This window comes from Nocardia sp. NPDC050175 (genome assembly GCF_044459885.1).
GTDB lineage: Bacteria > Actinomycetota > Actinomycetes > Mycobacteriales > Mycobacteriaceae > Nocardia.
Genome location: NZ_JBITJI010000001.1, coordinates 486,944 through 504,117, shown reverse-complemented (window position 1 = coordinate 504,117; position 17,174 = coordinate 486,944). Strand labels below are relative to the sequence as shown.

The following is a 17,174-nucleotide window of genomic DNA, read 5'->3' as shown; positions in this document are numbered from 1 at the left end:
CAAAGTCCTGACATGCATCACGATCCTAGGGGTACATATGACCGTCAGCGGGCCCGATTTCATCGCTCTGCAGGTACGCAAAGTCGACGCTGCCGCCGCTTTCTACGAGGAACATCTCGGACTGCGCCGGGCACCTGTCTCGCCGCCCGGCGCCGTGGTGTTCGCTACCGAACCGGTTCCGTTCGCCGTCCGTGAGCCGCTGCCGGGAGTCGATCTCGATGCGGTCACCCGGCCCGGCCTCGGTGTCGCCCTGTGGTTCCGGACGACGGACGCGCAGGGACTGCACGACAGGCTGCACGCCGCCGGTATTCCTATCGTCAAGGCGCCCGAGGACGGCCCGTTCGGCCGGATGTTCACCTTCATCGGCCCGGAGGGCTACGCGATCACCACGCACGAAGGCTGACCGAAAGATAGTGCCGTGGACGAATATTCGATCGGATAGTTGCGAATAGTGTTGCCGCCGAAGCCTGCTGGCCTGACCGCTGAATCATCTTCGGCGGCAAGGAAATCAGTCAAGAGGTCGAGTAGTTGCGTGGTGCCGTCCAGCGGAATGATGTGCCCACAGTCGGGGATCACGTGGCCCACAAGGTTATCGGTGATCGGGCGCAGTTGACGCTCGAGGGCGTCGCCGACGGGGTTGGCGCCGATGGCCATGGTGGGGACGGTGAGCCTGCCGGTCGCGACGGCTTGCTCGATCTGGCGGGCGCTGGTTGGCATGGCTCGGTAGTAGGAGAACGCGCAGCGCAGTGCGTCGGATCCGGTGTAGGCGGCGACGAAGGCGTCGCGGATCTGATCGGGTACGCCGCGGCCGTGGGTGCCCGTGGTGAGAAACCAGTCGATGTAGTCGGATTCGTTTCCGGCGAGCACGGTTTCGGCGAGGCCGGGCACGGAATGGAACCCGAACCACCAGGGCGCGCCACCGGCCAGGAAGCCCTCGGCGCCGGGTAGCGCGCCCAGTAGCGATTCCATGAGTGCGAGCCGTCGCACTCGCTCGGGGCGGCGCATGGCCAGTAAGAACGTAGCCGGAGTGCTCGCGTCGATCGCCACGATTGTCGCGGTAGGCTCGTCGAGTGCGTCCAGCAGTCCTTCGACATCGGTCGCCAGGTTGTCCGCGTCATAGCCGTCGGTCGCGCGGGTGGCCGCGCCGAGGCCGCGCAGATCCGGTGCGATGACTCGATGCTGTTGGGCGAGTGGGCCGATCACCTCGCGCCACAGTTGCCAGGTGTGGGGGAATCCGTGCAGTAGCAACACCGCGGGGCCTTCGCCGGCGATCGCGACTTCGGTTCGGATGCCGTTGGTTGCGATGTGCCGCATCGCGATAGCGGGCAGCGTCACTTGATCCTCCTGGGTGGTAACTATCGGTTACCAACTGAGGCTAGGTAACGTGGATTATGGTGCCAAGAAGGCACTTTTACCTCAGGTGGTGAGTTCCAGGTGACTACCCGTTCGGTCGGTGCGCGCGGAGATCTGTTCGATCCGAAGTGTCCGACGCGTCAGCTGCTGGACCGTCTCGGCACCAAGTGGGTGTCGATGGTCGTCAAGCTGCTCGCCGAGGCCGCTCCCGGCGAGGTGCGTTTCGCCGAGCTTCGGCGTCGGATGCCCGGCGTCTCGCAGAAGATGCTGTCGGTGACCTTGCAAGGTCTGACCCAGGACGGTCTCGTCGCCCGGCGGGTGGAGCCGACGGTGCCGCCGCGCGTGCACTATCGGCTCACCGACTTGGGTCTGTCACTCGAGGTGCCACTCGCCGCGCTGCGGGCGTGGGCCGAGACGCATATGGCCGATATCGACCGAGCACTCGCCTCGGAGCCTCCGCCGCGCTGATCTCTGCTTCGTGGAGGCCCGGTCGCGACGCCCAACGGCGCTCGCATGATTGCGTGCTACTCGGACGGGGCGGTGTTCGAGCACATCGAGATCTGAAAACCCTGACGCGCGTTGCGATTCCAGTCGTTTGCCGTGGCGCTGGACAGGGGGCCGGTAGGGGCAGCGAGTCAGCAGCCGACCGGACCCGGATGCCGTACCGTGGAGGGTAGATCCCTGCCTGAAGGGCAGCCGAGTGACGACCCTGCCCGGTGGATGTCGGAGACACCTACTTCGAGACGATGGGCTGAGGCGATAGCGGTGGTCAGAGTGCTCGGCGAGACGCGGCGCGGCAGCGACTCGGCTGGTTCCTGGGAGGCTCAATTGGCCGCCCCGTCGGCAACGTTGGTCGGCATGGTCGAGGGATACGGCGCCTACCACGAGCAGTCGCGGGCACCGGTGGTTCGCCGGGAACTGCCTGAACCCCGCCTGGTGCTGGTGTTGAGTCTCGCGAGCGGGTTGTCGTTGTCGCGCGGCTGTCGGTCGCTGAGCCCGGATGGACCGTCGGCGGCGCTGGTAGGAGTGGGGCAGCAACCCATCGTCGCGCGTCATCACGGTAGTCAGACCGTGCTCGAGGTGCGGCTCAGTCCGCTGTCGGCGGAATGTTTGTTCGGGGTGCCCGCCGGGCAACTGGCAGACCAGGTGGTCGACCTCGCCGAGCTGTGGGGCAAGGGTGCGATCGAGCTGGTCGAGCGGGCCGTGGTGGCCACCGTCGCCGAGCGCTTCGACCTGGTCGACGACGCACTGGCAGCGCACGCCGAGGAAGGTCGGCCGGTGGATCCGGTCATGCAAGGCGTCTGGAATCAGCTCGTCGATGGTCAGGGTGCGGTCACGATGGGGGCGCTGCGCGAGCAAACCGGGTGGAGCGAGCGGCGGCTGGCGTGCATGTTCCGCGAGCAGTCCGGACTGCCGCCGAAGGTGATGTCGCGGCTGGTGCGGTTTCAACATGCCGTCGCCCTGCTGCGCCGACCTGGGCACCGGTCGCTGGCTTCGGTCGCGCTCACCTGCGGCTACTACGACCAGGCCCACCTCAGCCGCGAATTCCGTGAGCTGGCCGACGAAACACCCACGGAGTTCATGGCCGGCTTACGGGCCGACACAGCGGGCGCCGAAATGGCCACCGACGTCGTCGTCGCGCCGCCCGACACAAACGTCCAAGACGGGACGTAGTAGCCGTGCCTACGCTAGAGCTCCACCACTAGGTAGAGGAGCGCCATGGAAGGCGAGCTGACATTCTTCGAAATCGGAGTACTGGATTCCGCCAAGGCCCAGGCTTTCTACACCGGTCTGTTCGGCTGGGAATTCCCGCCGACGGGCGAGGACGATCAGGTGTGGGTCAGGACGCCGTCGATTCGCGCGGGGTTGCACGACCAGGACGCGGAGGCGCGCATCTCGATGTACTTCTCGGTCACCGATATCGAGAAGTCGGTGCAGACCGTGCGTGAATTGGGCGGTACGGCCGAGGATCCGCGACCGGAGGAGCCCGGTTTCGGTCGCTTCACGGCCTGCACCGACGACCAGGGCGTCCATTTCGGACTGCACCAGGCCGCGAGCAGCTGAGCACCTCGAGTCGATTGAGATCATGACCTTCGAGGAATTCCGTGCTTTTGTTCTTTCCCTGCCCGAAACAGTCGAGGCCCAGCATCACGGGAGCCCCGACTTTCGGGTGCGGAACAAGATCATGGCAAACCTGGACGAAACTGCCGGATGCATAACGGTGAAGTTGAGTCTGTCGGACCAGCAGGCGCTGGTCCAGCGCGGTGACGGATCGTTCAGCTTGCCGGGCGGTTGGTCGAAATTCGGTTGGACCACTATCGATCTCAGGACCGCCGCACCCGACGAGATCAAGGAACTCATCGTGGACTCCTGGCGGCGCGTCGCACCGCGAGAGCTGTGGAAACAGCTGGCAGAACACGAAGTCATGGATCTGTCGGACGACCATCCTGCTCGTCCGTAGTCGCGATCCGCAAACCGATGGGTAAGCCCATTCGCTAGCCGATCAATGGCAATTCATTCGACGTCGAGTCGACCTGCCATATCTTTGTGAACTTATTTTCTCCGATCTGGGCGCCCTCGGTGCCTCGATTCGGATGGTTCATCGTGCATCCGCAAGAAAATCAAGAGCTAAAGCGTTGATCTGGAGCACTTCATGCAATATTCCGGCCGTCAGAACTCGGTGATTACTCGAGGCGTGTCCCATGAGTGAAAATGGTGAGATCACCATTCACCAGATAATCGCCGCGCCGGTGGAAGATGTGTGGGATGCGCTCCAGGTGCAATCGTGGCTCGTGCGCGAGGTCGACGATATACGCGACATGCGCGAGCTGAACGTCGATCGCTCGCCGGGCGGCGAGATCGCCGAACGGCTGGTGAGCTGGCAGGTGTGGTTGAAGGGATTCGAGCTCGGCTGGCAAGAACAGCAGCAGCTCGACCCGCGCGCACACCGCATCGACTTCCGGCAGACCGAGGGAATGTTCGCGGTCTACACGGGAAGCTGCGGTGTGCGCGCCCACGCTGACGGATCGGTCGTCGAGCTGCACCTGAACATCGAAACGGGCATCCCGTATTTGGCCGGGATCGTCGATCCCGTGCTGGCGGCGGCCTTCTCGGACCTCGCGCAGGAGTGCCTGCACAGTCTCGGCAAGTCGGTGGTGGCGTCTGCGCAGTGAAAGTTCCTGCGCGACAGATAGTTTCAAATATTCAGCGCCGGAGTGGGTAACCATTATCGGCGCGTTCGAACCATGCTAACGAAGGAATCTCGTGGACGTGCAGGCTCTCAATTTCGAAAAGATCAAGCGACTGATGCTCGGTTTCACCGCGTTTCAAACGCTCGTAGCCGGGTGTCGACTCGGTGTATTCACAACCCTGGCGAAACATCCCGGGTGCGATCGCAAGGAGTTGGCGGCGCACCTGGAACTCTCCGAACATGCGACCCGAGTGCTCCTGCTCGGCTGCTGCACCTACGAACTGGTGACCAAGACCGACGGGCTCTACTACAACTCGAGCATGTCCGAGCAATTCCTGACGGACGAATCGATGTTCCCGATCATCGGCTTCACCGAATATTGCGAGGTCGTTCAGTACAAGCCTTTCCAACTGCTGACCGAGTCTTTGAAGGCTGATACGAACCTCGGCCTGCAACTGCTGCCCGGCACCGGCGAAGGCCTGTACAAGCGATTGGCGGAGAATCCGGAGCTCGAGCGGACCTTCCAGCGGGGGATGGCGCCCAACGATCGGGGGAGCAGGCAACTGCTGTTCGACGCAAAAGAATTCGCCGACGTGCATCGCCTCCTGGATGTCGCCGGCGGGCCGGGGCTCATCGCCGGTCTCCTGAAGGAGGATCACCCGCAACTGGAGATCACCCTCGTCGATCTGCCCTCGGTGTGTGAAGAGGCGAGTGCGGCGTTCGCGAAGTCCGGCAGCACAGACCTGCACGTCCATCCGGGCGATATCTTCGTGGACGATTTTCCGACGGGGATGGATGCGATCATGTTCTCGCATATCCTCGAGGTCTTTGCGGAGGAGAAAATCATCTTCCTGCTGGAGAAGGCCTTCGACGCGTTGCCCGAGGGTGGCAAGATATTTATCTATGGCATGGCCTGTGATGACGACGAGAGCGGCGCCGATATGGCCGCGTGGGGATCGTTGTATTTCATGGTATTGGCCAGCGGGGAAGGCATGATGTATCCGGTTCCCGACTACCGTCGTTGGCTGACGGCCGCCGGATTCTCGGATATCGTGGAAAGAACAAACGATTTCGAGAATATGATTATCATCGCTTCAAAATAATGGCAATTTCCGACGGCGAGCTACGACGCGACGTGGGGATGCTCCTGGATATGCCGCCGGACTGCCTCAGCGATGACGCGGACCTGCTCCTGCTCGGGTTGGATTCGATCCGAGTCATGAGTGTGGTCAATACATTCCAGGCGCGTGGTGTGACGGCCACGTTCGCCGAACTGATGGACGAACCGACCCTCGGCGCCTGGCAGGCGATCACTGCCGCCAGGCGGCCGGGGACGGTCCCCGCAGCCGCGGTGGCCGTCGAGGTGGACGAGGACGCGCCGTTCGAACTCACGCCCATCCAACATGCGTACTGGATCGGCCGGCAGGACGGTCAGCTGCTCGGCGGCGTCGGCTGCCATTTCTATGCCGAGTTCGACGGTCGAGCGGTCGAGCCCGCGCGGCTGGAACGGGCCGTGCTGGCGCTGGTGGCCCGGCATGACCTGCTGCGGGCCCGGTTTGTCGAGGACGGGACGCAGCAGATCATGCCGCACTCCCCATGGCGGGAGCTGCCGGTCCATGACCTCCGGGCGGACGAAGCAGAGGATTCCGCGCTGGCGAAGCTGCGCGCCGAATTGTCGCATCGCCGACTCGAAGTCGAGCGCGGTGCCGTGTTCGACATCGTGCTCTCGCTGCTGCCCGAAGGCAGGACCCGGGTGCACGTCAGCGTGGACCTACTCGTCGCGGACGTCCGCAGCATCCAGATCCTGCTGCACGAACTCGCCGCGATCTACACGCGGCCCGACGCACCCCGTGCGCCGATCGCGTTCAGCTTCGCCAAGTATCGGCACGAACAGCTGATCGCGCGCGAAGATGAGCACCGGCGCGGGCGGACCTACTGGCAGGCCCGGCTCGCGACCTTGCCGGGTGGGCCGCAGTTGCCGCTCGCGACCGAACCGGAACGCGTTCGTCGGCCGGTATTCAGTCGGCGGGACTTCGTGCTGCCGACCACGGACTGGCAGCGATTCGCCGACCGGGCGCGACAGCAAGGCGTCACACCGGCAATGGCGCTGGCGACCGCGTTCACCGAGATCCTGACCGCGTGGAGCGCCGATCCGCGGTTCCTGCTCGGTCTGCCCACCTTCGACCGTCGCGCGTCGCATCCCGCGGTGAACGAGTTGGTCGCCGATTTCACCACGCTGATCCTGCTCGAAGTCGACGGTTGCGGCGAGTATTCGTTCGCGGCGCGGGCGAGCAGGCTGCAGGCTCGGTTCCGCGCGGATCTCGATCACTCGGCGTACTCCGGCGTCGAGGTGTTGCGCGACCTCGACCGCGCTCGCCCGGGTGAAGGGCTTTCCGCCCCAGTTGTTTTCGCCTGCAACCTCGGTGGCGGCGATCTCGTGGGCGCGGACTTCCGGCGGGCCATCGGCGTGCCAGGATGGGGAGTGTCGCAGACCCCGCAGGTCTGGCTCGACCATCAGGTGATGGAGGTCGACGAAGGCCTGTTCCTGAACTGGGATGCGGTCGATGAGTTGTTCCCCGCGGGCCTGGTGGACTGCATGTTCGAGGCCTACCGGCAGTTGCTGACACGACTGTCGTGTTCGGACTGGACGCAACCGATTGGTGACCTGCTGCCCGCCGCGCAGCAGCTCACCCGGGCGGTGGTCAATCGCACGCAGGCGCCCGAGTCCGGGCAGCTGCTGCACGAGGAATTCTTCGCGCGGGCGACTCGCACGCCGGAACGAGTGGCGCTGATCCTGGCCGATGGCCAGCAGTGGATCTATCGGGAACTCGCCGAGTCAGCACACCGGATCGCGGGTCTGCTGACCTCCTGCGGCGTGCGCCCCGGAGACGCGGTCGGCGTGACCCTGCCGAAGGGGCCGGAGCAGATCGCGGCGGTGCTGGGCGTGCTCTGGGCAGGTGGTGTGTATGTGCCGGTCGGCACCGATCAACCCCGCGATCGGTGCACTCGGATCTACGCGAAAGCCGGCGTCCAGGTGGTGCTGACCAACGGCGCGGCGAGCGAATGGTCGCCGACGCTGCGGGTGGTCGACGTGGCCGCCGCCGCGACGCCGCTGACCAATCCCACTCGGGTATCGGTGGATTCGCTGGCGTACGTGATCTTCACTTCCGGATCGAGCGGTGAGCCGAAAGGGGTGGAAATCAGCCACCGCGCCGTCGTCAACACGATCGAGGCGATCAACGTCCGGTTCGACGTCACCGAATCCGATCGTGTGCTTGCGGTGTCGGCCCTCGATTTCGACCTGTCCGTCTACGACATCTTCGGGCTGCTGTCCGTCGGCGGAACGGTGGTACTCATCGAGGACGAAGACCGCCGTGAGGCGCGTCGCTGGCTGGAACTCGTACGCCGCCACGGCGTTACGGTGTGGAATTCGGTACCGGCGCTGCTCGACATGCTGTTGGTCGTCGGCGACGACGGTGATCGCGGCCTGCGGCTGGCACTGGTCTCCGGCGACTGGATCGGCCTCGACCTACCGGGCCGCCTCGTCGAACGCTGGCCGGCCTGCCAGCTGATCGCGCTGGGCGGTGCGACCGAGGCATCGATCTGGTCCAACTACTTCCCAGTCGCCGAGGTAGCGCCCGAATGGAGCTCGATTCCGTACGGATATCCGTTGTCGAATCAGTGTTTTCGCGTGGTCGATGCGCGTGGCCGCGATTGTCCGGACGGGGTGACGGGGGAGCTGTGGATCGGTGGGACCGGGATCGCGCGCGGATACCGCGGTGACCCGGAAATCACTGCGCGGCAATTTGTTCAGGTCGACGGCTGCGGTTGGTATCGCACCGGCGATCTGGGGCGCTACGGGTCCGACGGTGCGCTGGAGTTCCTCGGCCGGATCGACCAGCAGGTCAAGATCCGCGGTCATCGCATCGAACTCGGTGAGATCGAAGCCGCCCTGCAGTGTCATCCATTGATCGACAATGTCGTCGCGGTGGCGACCGGTGAACGGTCGAAGCGGCTGGCGGCGGTGGTCATCACGGCCTCGGTCACGACCGAGCAAGCGCGGGCGTGGCTGGCGGAACGTGTTCCGGCGTATATGGTTCCGGATCGGATCGTGGTCCTGGCCGAGGCGCCGCTCACCGCCAACGGCAAGGTCGATCGCAAGGCCATCCTCGGACTCCTGGCGGCGTCCGCACCGGTCGAACGGCGCACGATAGACCCACCGGACGGCACGGTGGAGACGACAACGGCCGCCGTCTGGTCGGAGCTGCTCGACCTGGAAAAGGTCGGCCGCAACCAGAGCTTCTTCGCCCTCGGTGGCGACAGTCTGCTCGCCACTCGATCGGTCACCCGGCTGCATGCCCTCGGCATACGCGGTGCCGAATTGCGTACTCTCTTCGCCAAACCCGTGCTGGCCGACTTCGCCGCCACGCTGACCGACACCGGGCGAACACGCGCACCGGCGACCGCGCTGCGGGCCGACCCGGCGCAGCGGTATACGCCATTTCCGGCGACGGACATCCAGCGCGCCTACTGGATCGGCCGAACCGAAGCCTTCGTGCTCGGCGGCATCGGCTCGCACTTTTACACCGAATTCGACGGGCCTGACATCGATTTGGCGCGCGTCGAGCAGGCATGGAACGTGCTCATCGACAGGCACGAGATGTTGCGCGCCGTCTTCGATGACGACGGTCACCAACGCATCCTGGCAGCTGTTCCGCGCTTCGTCATCGACACGGTGCACGCCGACGGGCCCGGCGAGAGTGCGCTGAATGCGCTGCGCGACAACATGTCTCATCAGGTGCTCGACCCTGGCCGCTGGCCGCTGTTCGACGTGCGGGCCGTGCGGTACGGCGACGGTCGGGTCCGGATGGGGGTCAGTCTGGACAATCTCATCCTCGACGCGCTCAGCGTCATGATCCTGTACTCGGAACTCGGCAGGCTCTACGAAGAGCTCGACTGCCGGTTGCCGGACATCGAGTTGTCCTTCCGGGATTACGTTGTCTCGGCCGGACCAGAGCCGACGGCCATCGAAGCGTCGCAACAGTATTGGCGAGACCGGCTTGCCGATCTACCACCCGCACCGCAGCTGCCCTTGCGCTCGGATCCGGCGCTGATCTCCCGGCCACGGTTCGTCCGGCACGAGGCCAGTCTGGACGCGGCCAGCTGGCGCGCACTCACCGAGCAGGCCCGGCGGAACGATCTCACGCCGTCCGCGATCCTGCTGACCTGTTACGCGGAGGTGCTGGCGCGGTGGAGCGCGGCACCCGAACTCACCCTCAACCTCACTGTTTTCGATCGACGCGAGGTGCATCCACACATCGACCGGGTCCTCGGCGATTTCACCTCGCTGTTCCTGGTGGCCTATCGGCCGGTGCCCGGCGAGGGCTGGCTCGCGACCGCCCGACGCTTGCAGGAGCAGATGTGGCTCGACCTCGATCATGCTGGGGTGTCCGCCGTTTGGGTGCTGCGGGAGTTGGCCAAACAGCTCGGCGTCAGCGATGTCGCCATGCCGGTGGTGTTCACCAGCGCGTTGGGCATCACCAAGGCGGTGGCACGTCCGCTGGATCTGCCGTTCGCCGAACGGATTTGGGGGATCTCGCAAACCCCGCAGGTATGGCTCGACCATCAGGTGATGGAGATCGACGGCGGGCTGGTACTGAACTGGGACGCGGTCGACGGGCTCTTCCCGCCAGGCATGGTGGACGAGATGCTGGTCGCGTACCGGGAGTTGTTGCAGGCGCGAGCATCGGCGGACTGGTCCGACTCCTCGGCCGCGACGTACGAGTGTGTCGACGGATCGCCGGGTACGGCCGTGTCACGCCGGGGAACCGATGACGGTGGCCTCGGCGAGATCGAGGCTGCCCTGGAACGCCATCCGCTGATCGCCCAGGCCGCCGCGACCATCATTGGTCCGCGTTCGCAGCGGCGCATCGGTGCCGTGCTGCGCTGCGTGCGATCCGCGCAGCCGCCGTCGACGGCGAGCGAGCTGCGAGGCTCGGCCACCGGCCGACTGCGCGAGTCCGCATGTGGGACAACGCCATCGGCCGATGCGGACGAATTCCGGCTCGTCGAATGGGTGCTGGCATGCCTGTTGAACACCGAACTCGGGTTCTCAGGACGAGACCGAGTGCAGTCCGCTGATGAACTGCCTGTCGCCGACGAACTACGGCCCGCATTCGCGACGTGGCTCGACTGGCTGGAGTCGCGCGATGTGCTGGGAGACCGCGAACACATCAGGACCGAGGGCGCCCGTTGGCTCGAGGCCAGCGCGGCACCGAGATTCACCGGTCCGGCCGTCGCTCGCGATCGGTACGAGAAACTCGCGGAGGCCCTGTCCGGCTGCCTGCCGCTGCTCGGCGCCGTCCTGCGTGGCGAACGAGACCCGCTAGTGCTGCTCACCGACGAGGTGCTCGCGCCGGATGCGCTGATCGATGACGATCCGCCCACTGTCTCGAATATCGACGAGATCGCTCGACAGATCGCGGAACTCGCGCGCCTGCTCGGCCGCCCGGTCCGCGTCGCGGAGTTGGGCGCGCGCAGTGGCCGCACCGCAGACCGGCTGCTCGGTGCCCTCCTCCCGCATGAGGTCGAGTACACCCTCCTGGAAACCTCGGCCACGTTGCTCCGAATGGCGCAGCACCGAACCGCTCATCATCCGCACGAGGTCGACGGTGTCCGAATGACCGACGACGGTGTCTCGGCGGAACTGTTCCAGCACTTCGACGTTGTGGTCGCGAACAACGCGCTGCACCGCTTCGATGATGTCGATGCCGGACTCGCGCTGACGCGATTGTTGGTTGCCCCTGGCGGCCTCCTGCTGGCCGTCGAGAGCACGGTCCGCTCACCGCTGGCTTTGCTCAGCGCAGCCCTGCTGACGCACGGGTTCACGGCCGGGGTCGACTCAGCTGATCGGGAGCCGCTGCTCGGTGCTGCGCAGTGGCTCGAAGCGCTACGTCGAACCCGTTGGGACGCAACACATGTCGTGAGTACTGGCTCCTCGGTGCTGCTGCGCGCGGTCCAGCCATTACGGACAGCCGCACCATCGCTCGACGACGTGCGCCGATCGCTGACCGAGCGGCTGCCCGCCCACATGGTCCCCGAACTCCTCGCGGTGGTCGCCGCGGACGACAAACTCGATCGCGACACCGCCCGCCGGCTGTTCGCCGTGCACGACGGTCAGTCGGACGAGGACGGGGACGCGCCGGAGGGCGAGATCGAATGCCTGGTGGCGGCCATCTGGATTGAGCTCCTTGCGGTTTCGCGGGTCGGGCGTCATCAGAGTTTCTTCTCGCTGGGCGGAGACAGCGTCCTGGCTACCCGGCTGGTCGAGCAGACCCGCCGAACGTTGTCGGCCGACCTGTCCCTGCGCCGCCTGTTCACCGCCCCCACTATCGCCGGAATGGCGGTGCTCATCGCCGAGCAACGAGTTCTCGTCGACGTGGGCGCTATCGAAGACGAGGTTCTATGAGTGCCACCGACATCATCGCCGAACTGGAGCGTGCGGGAATCCAGTTGTGGGAGGAGGACGGTCGGCTTCGCTACCGCGCACCCAAGGGCGCGCTCACCGACGCTCGGCGGGCGAACCTGCGGACGCACAAGGTCGACGTGCTCGCCGCCTTGCACGAGCAGTCGGTGACGCCGCTGCTCGTGCCGCGGGCGGACCAGTGGAACGAGCCGTTCCCGCTGACCGACGTACAGTCGGCCTACCTGCTCGGCCGGCACACCGTCTTCGGTTTCGGCGGCGTGGCCTGCCAGATGTATCTGGAGCTCGCCATCGCCGAGCTCGAGCCGGCCCGGCTCGAGCAGGCGTGGAACCGGCTGATCGAGCGGCACGACATGCTGCGCGCGGTCATCGATGAAGACGGCTCGCAGCGGGTCCTCGCGGACGTGCCGACCTATCGGGTCGAGGTTGTCGACCTGCCCGACGACGCCACGAGCGTCATCGAGGGCATCCGCGCCGACATGGGGCACAGCCTGCGCGACCCCGCGGTGTGGCCGCTCTTCGAACTCCGGATCAGCCGGTCCGTCGCGGGCTCGACCCTCCATTTCTCCATCGACTTCCTCATCGCCGACTGGTCGAGTATTCAGTTGCTGCTCAACGAATTAGAGCTGCTCTATCGCCGACCGGCCACCGAACTGGCGACGATCGGGGCAGCGTTTCGCGATTGCGTACTTGCCGAGCGCGCACTACGCGACAGCGCCCGGTTCGAACGCGATCGCGACTGGTGGAACGGGCGGATCGAGGAACTGCCCGGCGCCCCCGAGCTACCGATACTCGATGACGCATCGACCAGCAGTCCGCCGCGATTTCGGCGCTGGACACTCGGCCTCAGCCGGGCCGAATGGTCCGCCCTGCGACAGCAGGCCGCCGCGCGCGGGGTGACCGCGTCGGGCGCGGTGCTGGCGGCCTATGCCGAAGTGATCGGCGTGTGGAGTCGGCACCAGCGATTCACGCTCAACCTGACGCTGCTCAATCGGCCACCGCTGGGCCCGGCCGTGCCGCAGATCGTGGGGGACTTCACGTCGGTGAGCATGCTCGCGGTGGACAACGAGCGCGCCGCGACGTTCGGGGATCGGGCGCGCGAGCTGGGTGCGCAGCTGTTCGAGGATATGGACCATCGGCTCTACTCCGGGGTGGAGGTGCTGCGCGAGATAGCTCGCCGTCGCGGTCGCGACGCCGCCCGGATGCCGATCGTGTTCACCAGTGCCATCGGCCTCGACGAGGCGAATGGTGAAGGGGGCGAACAGGAGTGGGCCGAACTCGGCTACGGGATCACCCAGACACCCCAGGTGTGGATCGATTGCCAGGCGATGACCTGGCATGGCGAACTACGACTCAACTGGGACGTGCGCGACGGCGTGTTCGCCGACGGCGTGATCGACGAGATGTTCGCCAGCTGCGGCGATCTGCTCCGGCGTCTCGGCGCGAACGACGAAACATGGGACGCCGCAGCCCCGGTCGTGCTGCCTGCCGCCCAAGTCCAGCGGCGCCGGCAGCTCAACGACACCAGCGCGCCCGTGCCCGACCACCTCTTGCACGAACCGGTACTCGCGCAGGCGAACCGGACGCCGGAGCGCATCGCGATTCGCACCAGCGGGCAAACCATGACGTACCGGCACCTGGTCGACCGAGCGACCGCGACCGCAGGCGAGCTGCTCGATCGCGGTTGTCGACCGGGCGAGCTGGTCGCGATCGCGATGGACAAGGGGTGGGAGCAGGTTGTCGCGGTGCTCGGCGTGGCACTCGCCGGCGCGGCGTGGCTGCCGATAGACCCGCATCAGCCCGCGATGCGTCGGGAGCAGATGATGCAGGACGCGGATGTGCGCCTGGTCCTCACCCAGTCCTGGCTCGACCAGGGTCCCCGCGACACGATCTCGATCGACACCCTTGCGCCGCAACGGCATTCGGATCTGCTGCAGGACCGCCGGGCCGGCCCCGGCGATCTCGCCTACGTCATCTTCACCTCGGGGTCGACGGGTCGGCCCAAGGGCGTCATGATGACCCACCGCGGTGCGGCCAACACCATCGACGACATCAATCGCCGCTTCGGTATCGGAGCGGACGACCGGGTGCTCGCGCTGGCGAATCTGTCCTTCGACCTGTCCGTCTACGATATCTTCGGGCCGCTGGCCCTCGGTGGCTGCGTGGTGATCCCGGATGCGCCGCGTCGCGCCGATCCGAGCCACTGGGCCGAACTCGTCGTGAATCACGGTGTCACCGTGTGGAACTCGGTTCCGGCGCAACTGCAGATGCTCGACCACCTGCTGGCCGCGGAACCAGATATCGAGCTACCGACCCTGCGTATCGCCTTCCTGTCCGGCGACCGGATTCCGCTCGCGCTACCCACGCAGATCCGCAGCCATGTGCCAGACCTGCGGCTGATCAGCCTCGGCGGCGCTACCGAGGCAGGCATCTGGTCCATCTTCCACCCGATCGAGGACGTGTCCCCGGGCCGGCGCAGCATTCCCTACGGCAAGCCCCTTGCCAATCAGAGCTTCCACGTCTTCGGTGAACGCTGGCGGCACTGCCCGGATCTGACGACCGGCGAGCTCTACATCGGTGGATACGGTGTCGCCAGTGGATACCTCGGTGACCCGGTCAAGACCGCCGAACGCTTCGTGCGGTATCCGGAGACCGGCGAAATGCTGTACCGCACCGGCGATTTGGGCCGATACCTGCCGGACGGCAGCATCGAGTTCCTCGGCCGCGAGGATCTGCAGGTCAAGATTCGCGGTTACCGGATCGAGTTGGGCGAGGTCGAGGCGGCATTGCAGTCGCACCCGGCGGTCGGCGACGTCGTCGTGATCGTGCAGGGCGCGAACGAGTCCCTGCACCAGCTCACGGGTTTCGTGACGAACGCTCGGGCCGACGACCCGGTGGACGTCGCCGAACTGATGAGTCACGCGGCCGATCGGCTGCCCCAGCAGATGCTGCCGCAGCACATCCACGTTATCGACGCGGTGCCACTGACAGACAACGGAAAAGTCGATCGGCGAGCGCTGTCGGACACCGCGCCGGGACTGTCGAATGGCCTGGCCAGCGCCGAGGATCCGCCGAGCACCGACCTGGAGTGCCGACTCGCGCCACTCTGGGCAGAGGTGTTGGGGGTCGCCTGGATCGGTCGCGATCAGGACTTCTTCCGCCTCGGCGGTGACTCGCTGAAAGCGGCGAAACTGGTCGGGAAGATCCGGGAGGAGATACCGGAGGCCGCGGGGCTGTTCTTCGACAGCCTCATGCGCCAGCTCCTCCCGACGCCGACAATCGCCGCCCTGGCAACGCATCTGGACGGACAGCGACAGCAGAGCCCGCGCTCGAACCCGGTGCCCAGCTCGCCACTCGTGCCGCTGGGCGGCAGCGGTACCGGACCGACCTGGGTGCTCGTGCACAACGGCGCGGGCCGCCTCGCACCGCACCGCGACCTCGTCGCACCGCTTGGTGCGTCGGGTGCGGTCGTCGGCTTCGCCGTCAACGAGACGCAGTCGTACCTGCGTTGGGACCCAACGCTGTTCATGGAACGACGGGCGGCGGCGTACGCGCGGCTGCTGGACGCCCACGGCGACCGCAGCCTGCACATCGTCGGCTGTGGCCTCGGCTGGCCGCTCGCCGTCGAGTTGGCCCGCCAGCTCACCGAAAACGGGGTCGAGGTAACCGGACTCACGATCCACCATGGACACTCGGTTCCAGGCGCGACCGATCCCGACCTGATCGATCGGCTCCTGGCCGGGGAACTCGGGGACGCGTGGCCCGAAATCGACCTCATCGACGAGGCGAACGTGCTGCGCGACGTGCTGCGGCAGACACTCGATTCGGCTGTCGCGCACCGGCCTTCGCCGTATCTCGGTGACCTGACCTGGATTCGCGCGATCGACGGCGATACACCGGACCGTGCAAAGCCGTTGTCCCTCGGTGAGTTACGGGTCGTCGAGCTTCCCGACGGGGCAGACCTTGCCGATCTCGTGCTCGATGCCGCGCTGGTGGGACGGGGCGCGGCATCGTGACCGAACCAGTCGTCGGAGTCATGGGCGCCTACGGTGCGGTCGGGCGCACCGTCGCCCACCGCCTGCACGAGAACCATCGCCGACTGCGCCTCGGTGGCCGAAATGCGGAGTCGCTCGGCCGATTCGAGCTCGGCGACGAGGTGGAAACGCACGTGCTCGACCTCACCGACGCGGCGGCGTTGGCCCGGTTCTGTGCCGGTTGTGCCGTCGTGATCAACTGCGCCGGACCCTCACATCGGATCACCGATACCGTCGCCCGCGCCGCAGTGGCGGCGGGTGCGGACTACGTCGACCCCGGTGGCGACGAACGGCTGCTGGCCCAGCTCAGCGCCTTCGCCGAGCACGGGCGCACCGCGATCCTCGCGGCAGGCGTGCTGCCGGGCCTGTCCGCCTTGCTGCCCCGATTCCTCAGCCGCACGCTCGACCGAAGTCGTTGCCTGACTGTGTATCACGGCGTTCGCGACCGGTTCACGGCGTCGGCCGCGGCCGACTTCCTCGCCGGGCTCGACGCCGACGAGTCGCTCGCGTCCTGGGCGGACGGCCGCCGCCGCTCGGGCGGCGTGACGCGGTTGGTGGACATCGAGCTGCCGCTGTTCTCGTCGCGGGTGACCGCGCATCCCTATCTCAGCGCGGAGGGCGAGCGGATCGCCCGCCTGCTCGAGCTCGAAAACGGTAGGTGGTACAACGTTTTCGACGGTCGCCAACTGCTCGCGTCGCTGGATCGGTTCGCCGGTCGCGCCGCCGCGGGCATGGCGTCGAATGATCTGGACGCGACGACGCGGCGGCTGATGCGCGCCGCGGAGCTGGATGTCGTCGGCCTGACTCCGCACCTGACCCTGCTCATCCAGCTGGACGGCGAACGCGGCGGACTGCCCGCGACCCGGTCGCTGGTGCTGCGGGCGAATGCGGCCGCGGGGTTGACCGCCGCGACGGCCGTGTCGGCCACCGAGGCCATCCTCGACGGCACGATCGGTCCTGGCGCGCAATTCGCCGCTGCGGCACTCGATCCCGAGCTCGCCGTGGACCAGCTTCGGGCGGATCCCGCCGTGGTCAGGTTCGACGTGGTCGACGAGCCGCTTGCCCACTTCGAAGAAACGGAAGAGGGGGCATTGTGAGCTCGGCGAACAGAAAC

General features: G+C 66.4%; 11 protein-coding genes. 10 read left to right on the top strand and 1 reads right to left on the bottom strand.

The features are described from left to right. The first annotated feature begins 37 nt into the window (after positions 1 to 37). Positions 38 to 403 carry a VOC family protein gene (locus tag ACIBK2_RS02110; RefSeq protein WP_396962655.1) on the top strand — a complete coding sequence of 122 codons (366 nt, stop codon included), beginning with the start codon at positions 38 to 40 and terminating at the stop codon, positions 401 to 403. Here ACIBK2_RS02110 and ACIBK2_RS02105 read toward each other — a convergent pair. Then, on the bottom strand, positions 376 to 1,335 hold the full coding sequence (locus tag ACIBK2_RS02105; RefSeq protein ID WP_396962653.1) for an alpha/beta fold hydrolase: 960 nt from the start codon (positions 1,333 to 1,335) through the stop codon (positions 376 to 378). The two genes, ACIBK2_RS02110 and ACIBK2_RS02105, sit on opposite strands and share 28 nt — an antisense overlap. A gap of 99 nt (positions 1,336 to 1,434) precedes the next feature. Here ACIBK2_RS02105 and ACIBK2_RS02100 point away from each other — a divergent pair, with 99 nt between their 5' ends. The 9 genes from ACIBK2_RS02100 (at position 1,435) to ACIBK2_RS02060 (ending at position 17,157) form a co-directional block, all read left to right on the top strand. Then, entirely contained in the window at positions 1,435 to 1,821 is a 387-nt protein-coding gene (locus tag ACIBK2_RS02100) for a winged helix-turn-helix transcriptional regulator (RefSeq protein WP_396962651.1), read from the top strand. Positions 1,822 to 2,118: 297 nt separating this feature from the next. After that, complete coding sequence (locus ACIBK2_RS02095; RefSeq protein ID WP_396962649.1) at positions 2,119 to 3,027, top strand: helix-turn-helix domain-containing protein; 909 nt, start codon at positions 2,119 to 2,121, stop codon at positions 3,025 to 3,027. Positions 3,028 to 3,072: 45 nt separating this feature from the next. Beyond that, positions 3,073 to 3,417, top strand: a complete 345-nt coding sequence (locus ACIBK2_RS02090) for a VOC family protein (RefSeq protein WP_396962647.1) — start codon at positions 3,073 to 3,075, stop codon at positions 3,415 to 3,417. Positions 3,418 to 3,439: 22 nt separating this feature from the next. Then, complete coding sequence (locus tag ACIBK2_RS02085) at positions 3,440 to 3,814, top strand: MmcQ/YjbR family DNA-binding protein (RefSeq protein ID WP_396962645.1); 375 nt, start codon at positions 3,440 to 3,442, stop codon at positions 3,812 to 3,814. A 241-nt stretch (positions 3,815 to 4,055) separates the two neighbouring features. Continuing rightward, positions 4,056 to 4,526 (top strand): SRPBCC family protein, encoded by a 471-nt coding sequence (locus tag ACIBK2_RS02080; protein ID WP_396962643.1) that lies wholly within the window; start codon positions 4,056 to 4,058, stop codon positions 4,524 to 4,526. Positions 4,527 to 4,617: 91 nt separating this feature from the next. Continuing rightward, a complete protein-coding gene (locus ACIBK2_RS02075; RefSeq protein WP_396962641.1) occupies positions 4,618 to 5,646 on the top strand; it encodes a methyltransferase in 1,029 nt (342 codons plus the stop codon). Then, the gene (locus tag ACIBK2_RS02070) at positions 5,646 to 12,011 is read left to right on the top strand and encodes an amino acid adenylation domain-containing protein (protein ID WP_396962639.1); all 6,366 of its coding nucleotides are present in this window, start codon (positions 5,646 to 5,648) and stop codon (positions 12,009 to 12,011) included. Before ACIBK2_RS02075 ends, ACIBK2_RS02070 begins: the two co-directional genes overlap by 1 nt. Further along, a complete protein-coding gene (locus ACIBK2_RS02065; protein WP_396962637.1) occupies positions 12,008 to 16,042 on the top strand; it encodes an amino acid adenylation domain-containing protein in 4,035 nt (1,344 codons plus the stop codon). The genes ACIBK2_RS02070 and ACIBK2_RS02065 overlap by 4 nt, the downstream gene beginning before the upstream one ends. Next, on the top strand, positions 16,039 to 17,157 hold the full coding sequence (locus ACIBK2_RS02060) for a saccharopine dehydrogenase NADP-binding domain-containing protein (RefSeq protein WP_396962635.1): 1,119 nt from the start codon (positions 16,039 to 16,041) through the stop codon (positions 17,155 to 17,157). Before ACIBK2_RS02065 ends, ACIBK2_RS02060 begins: the two co-directional genes overlap by 4 nt. The last annotated feature ends 17 nt before the right edge of the window (positions 17,158 to 17,174 follow it).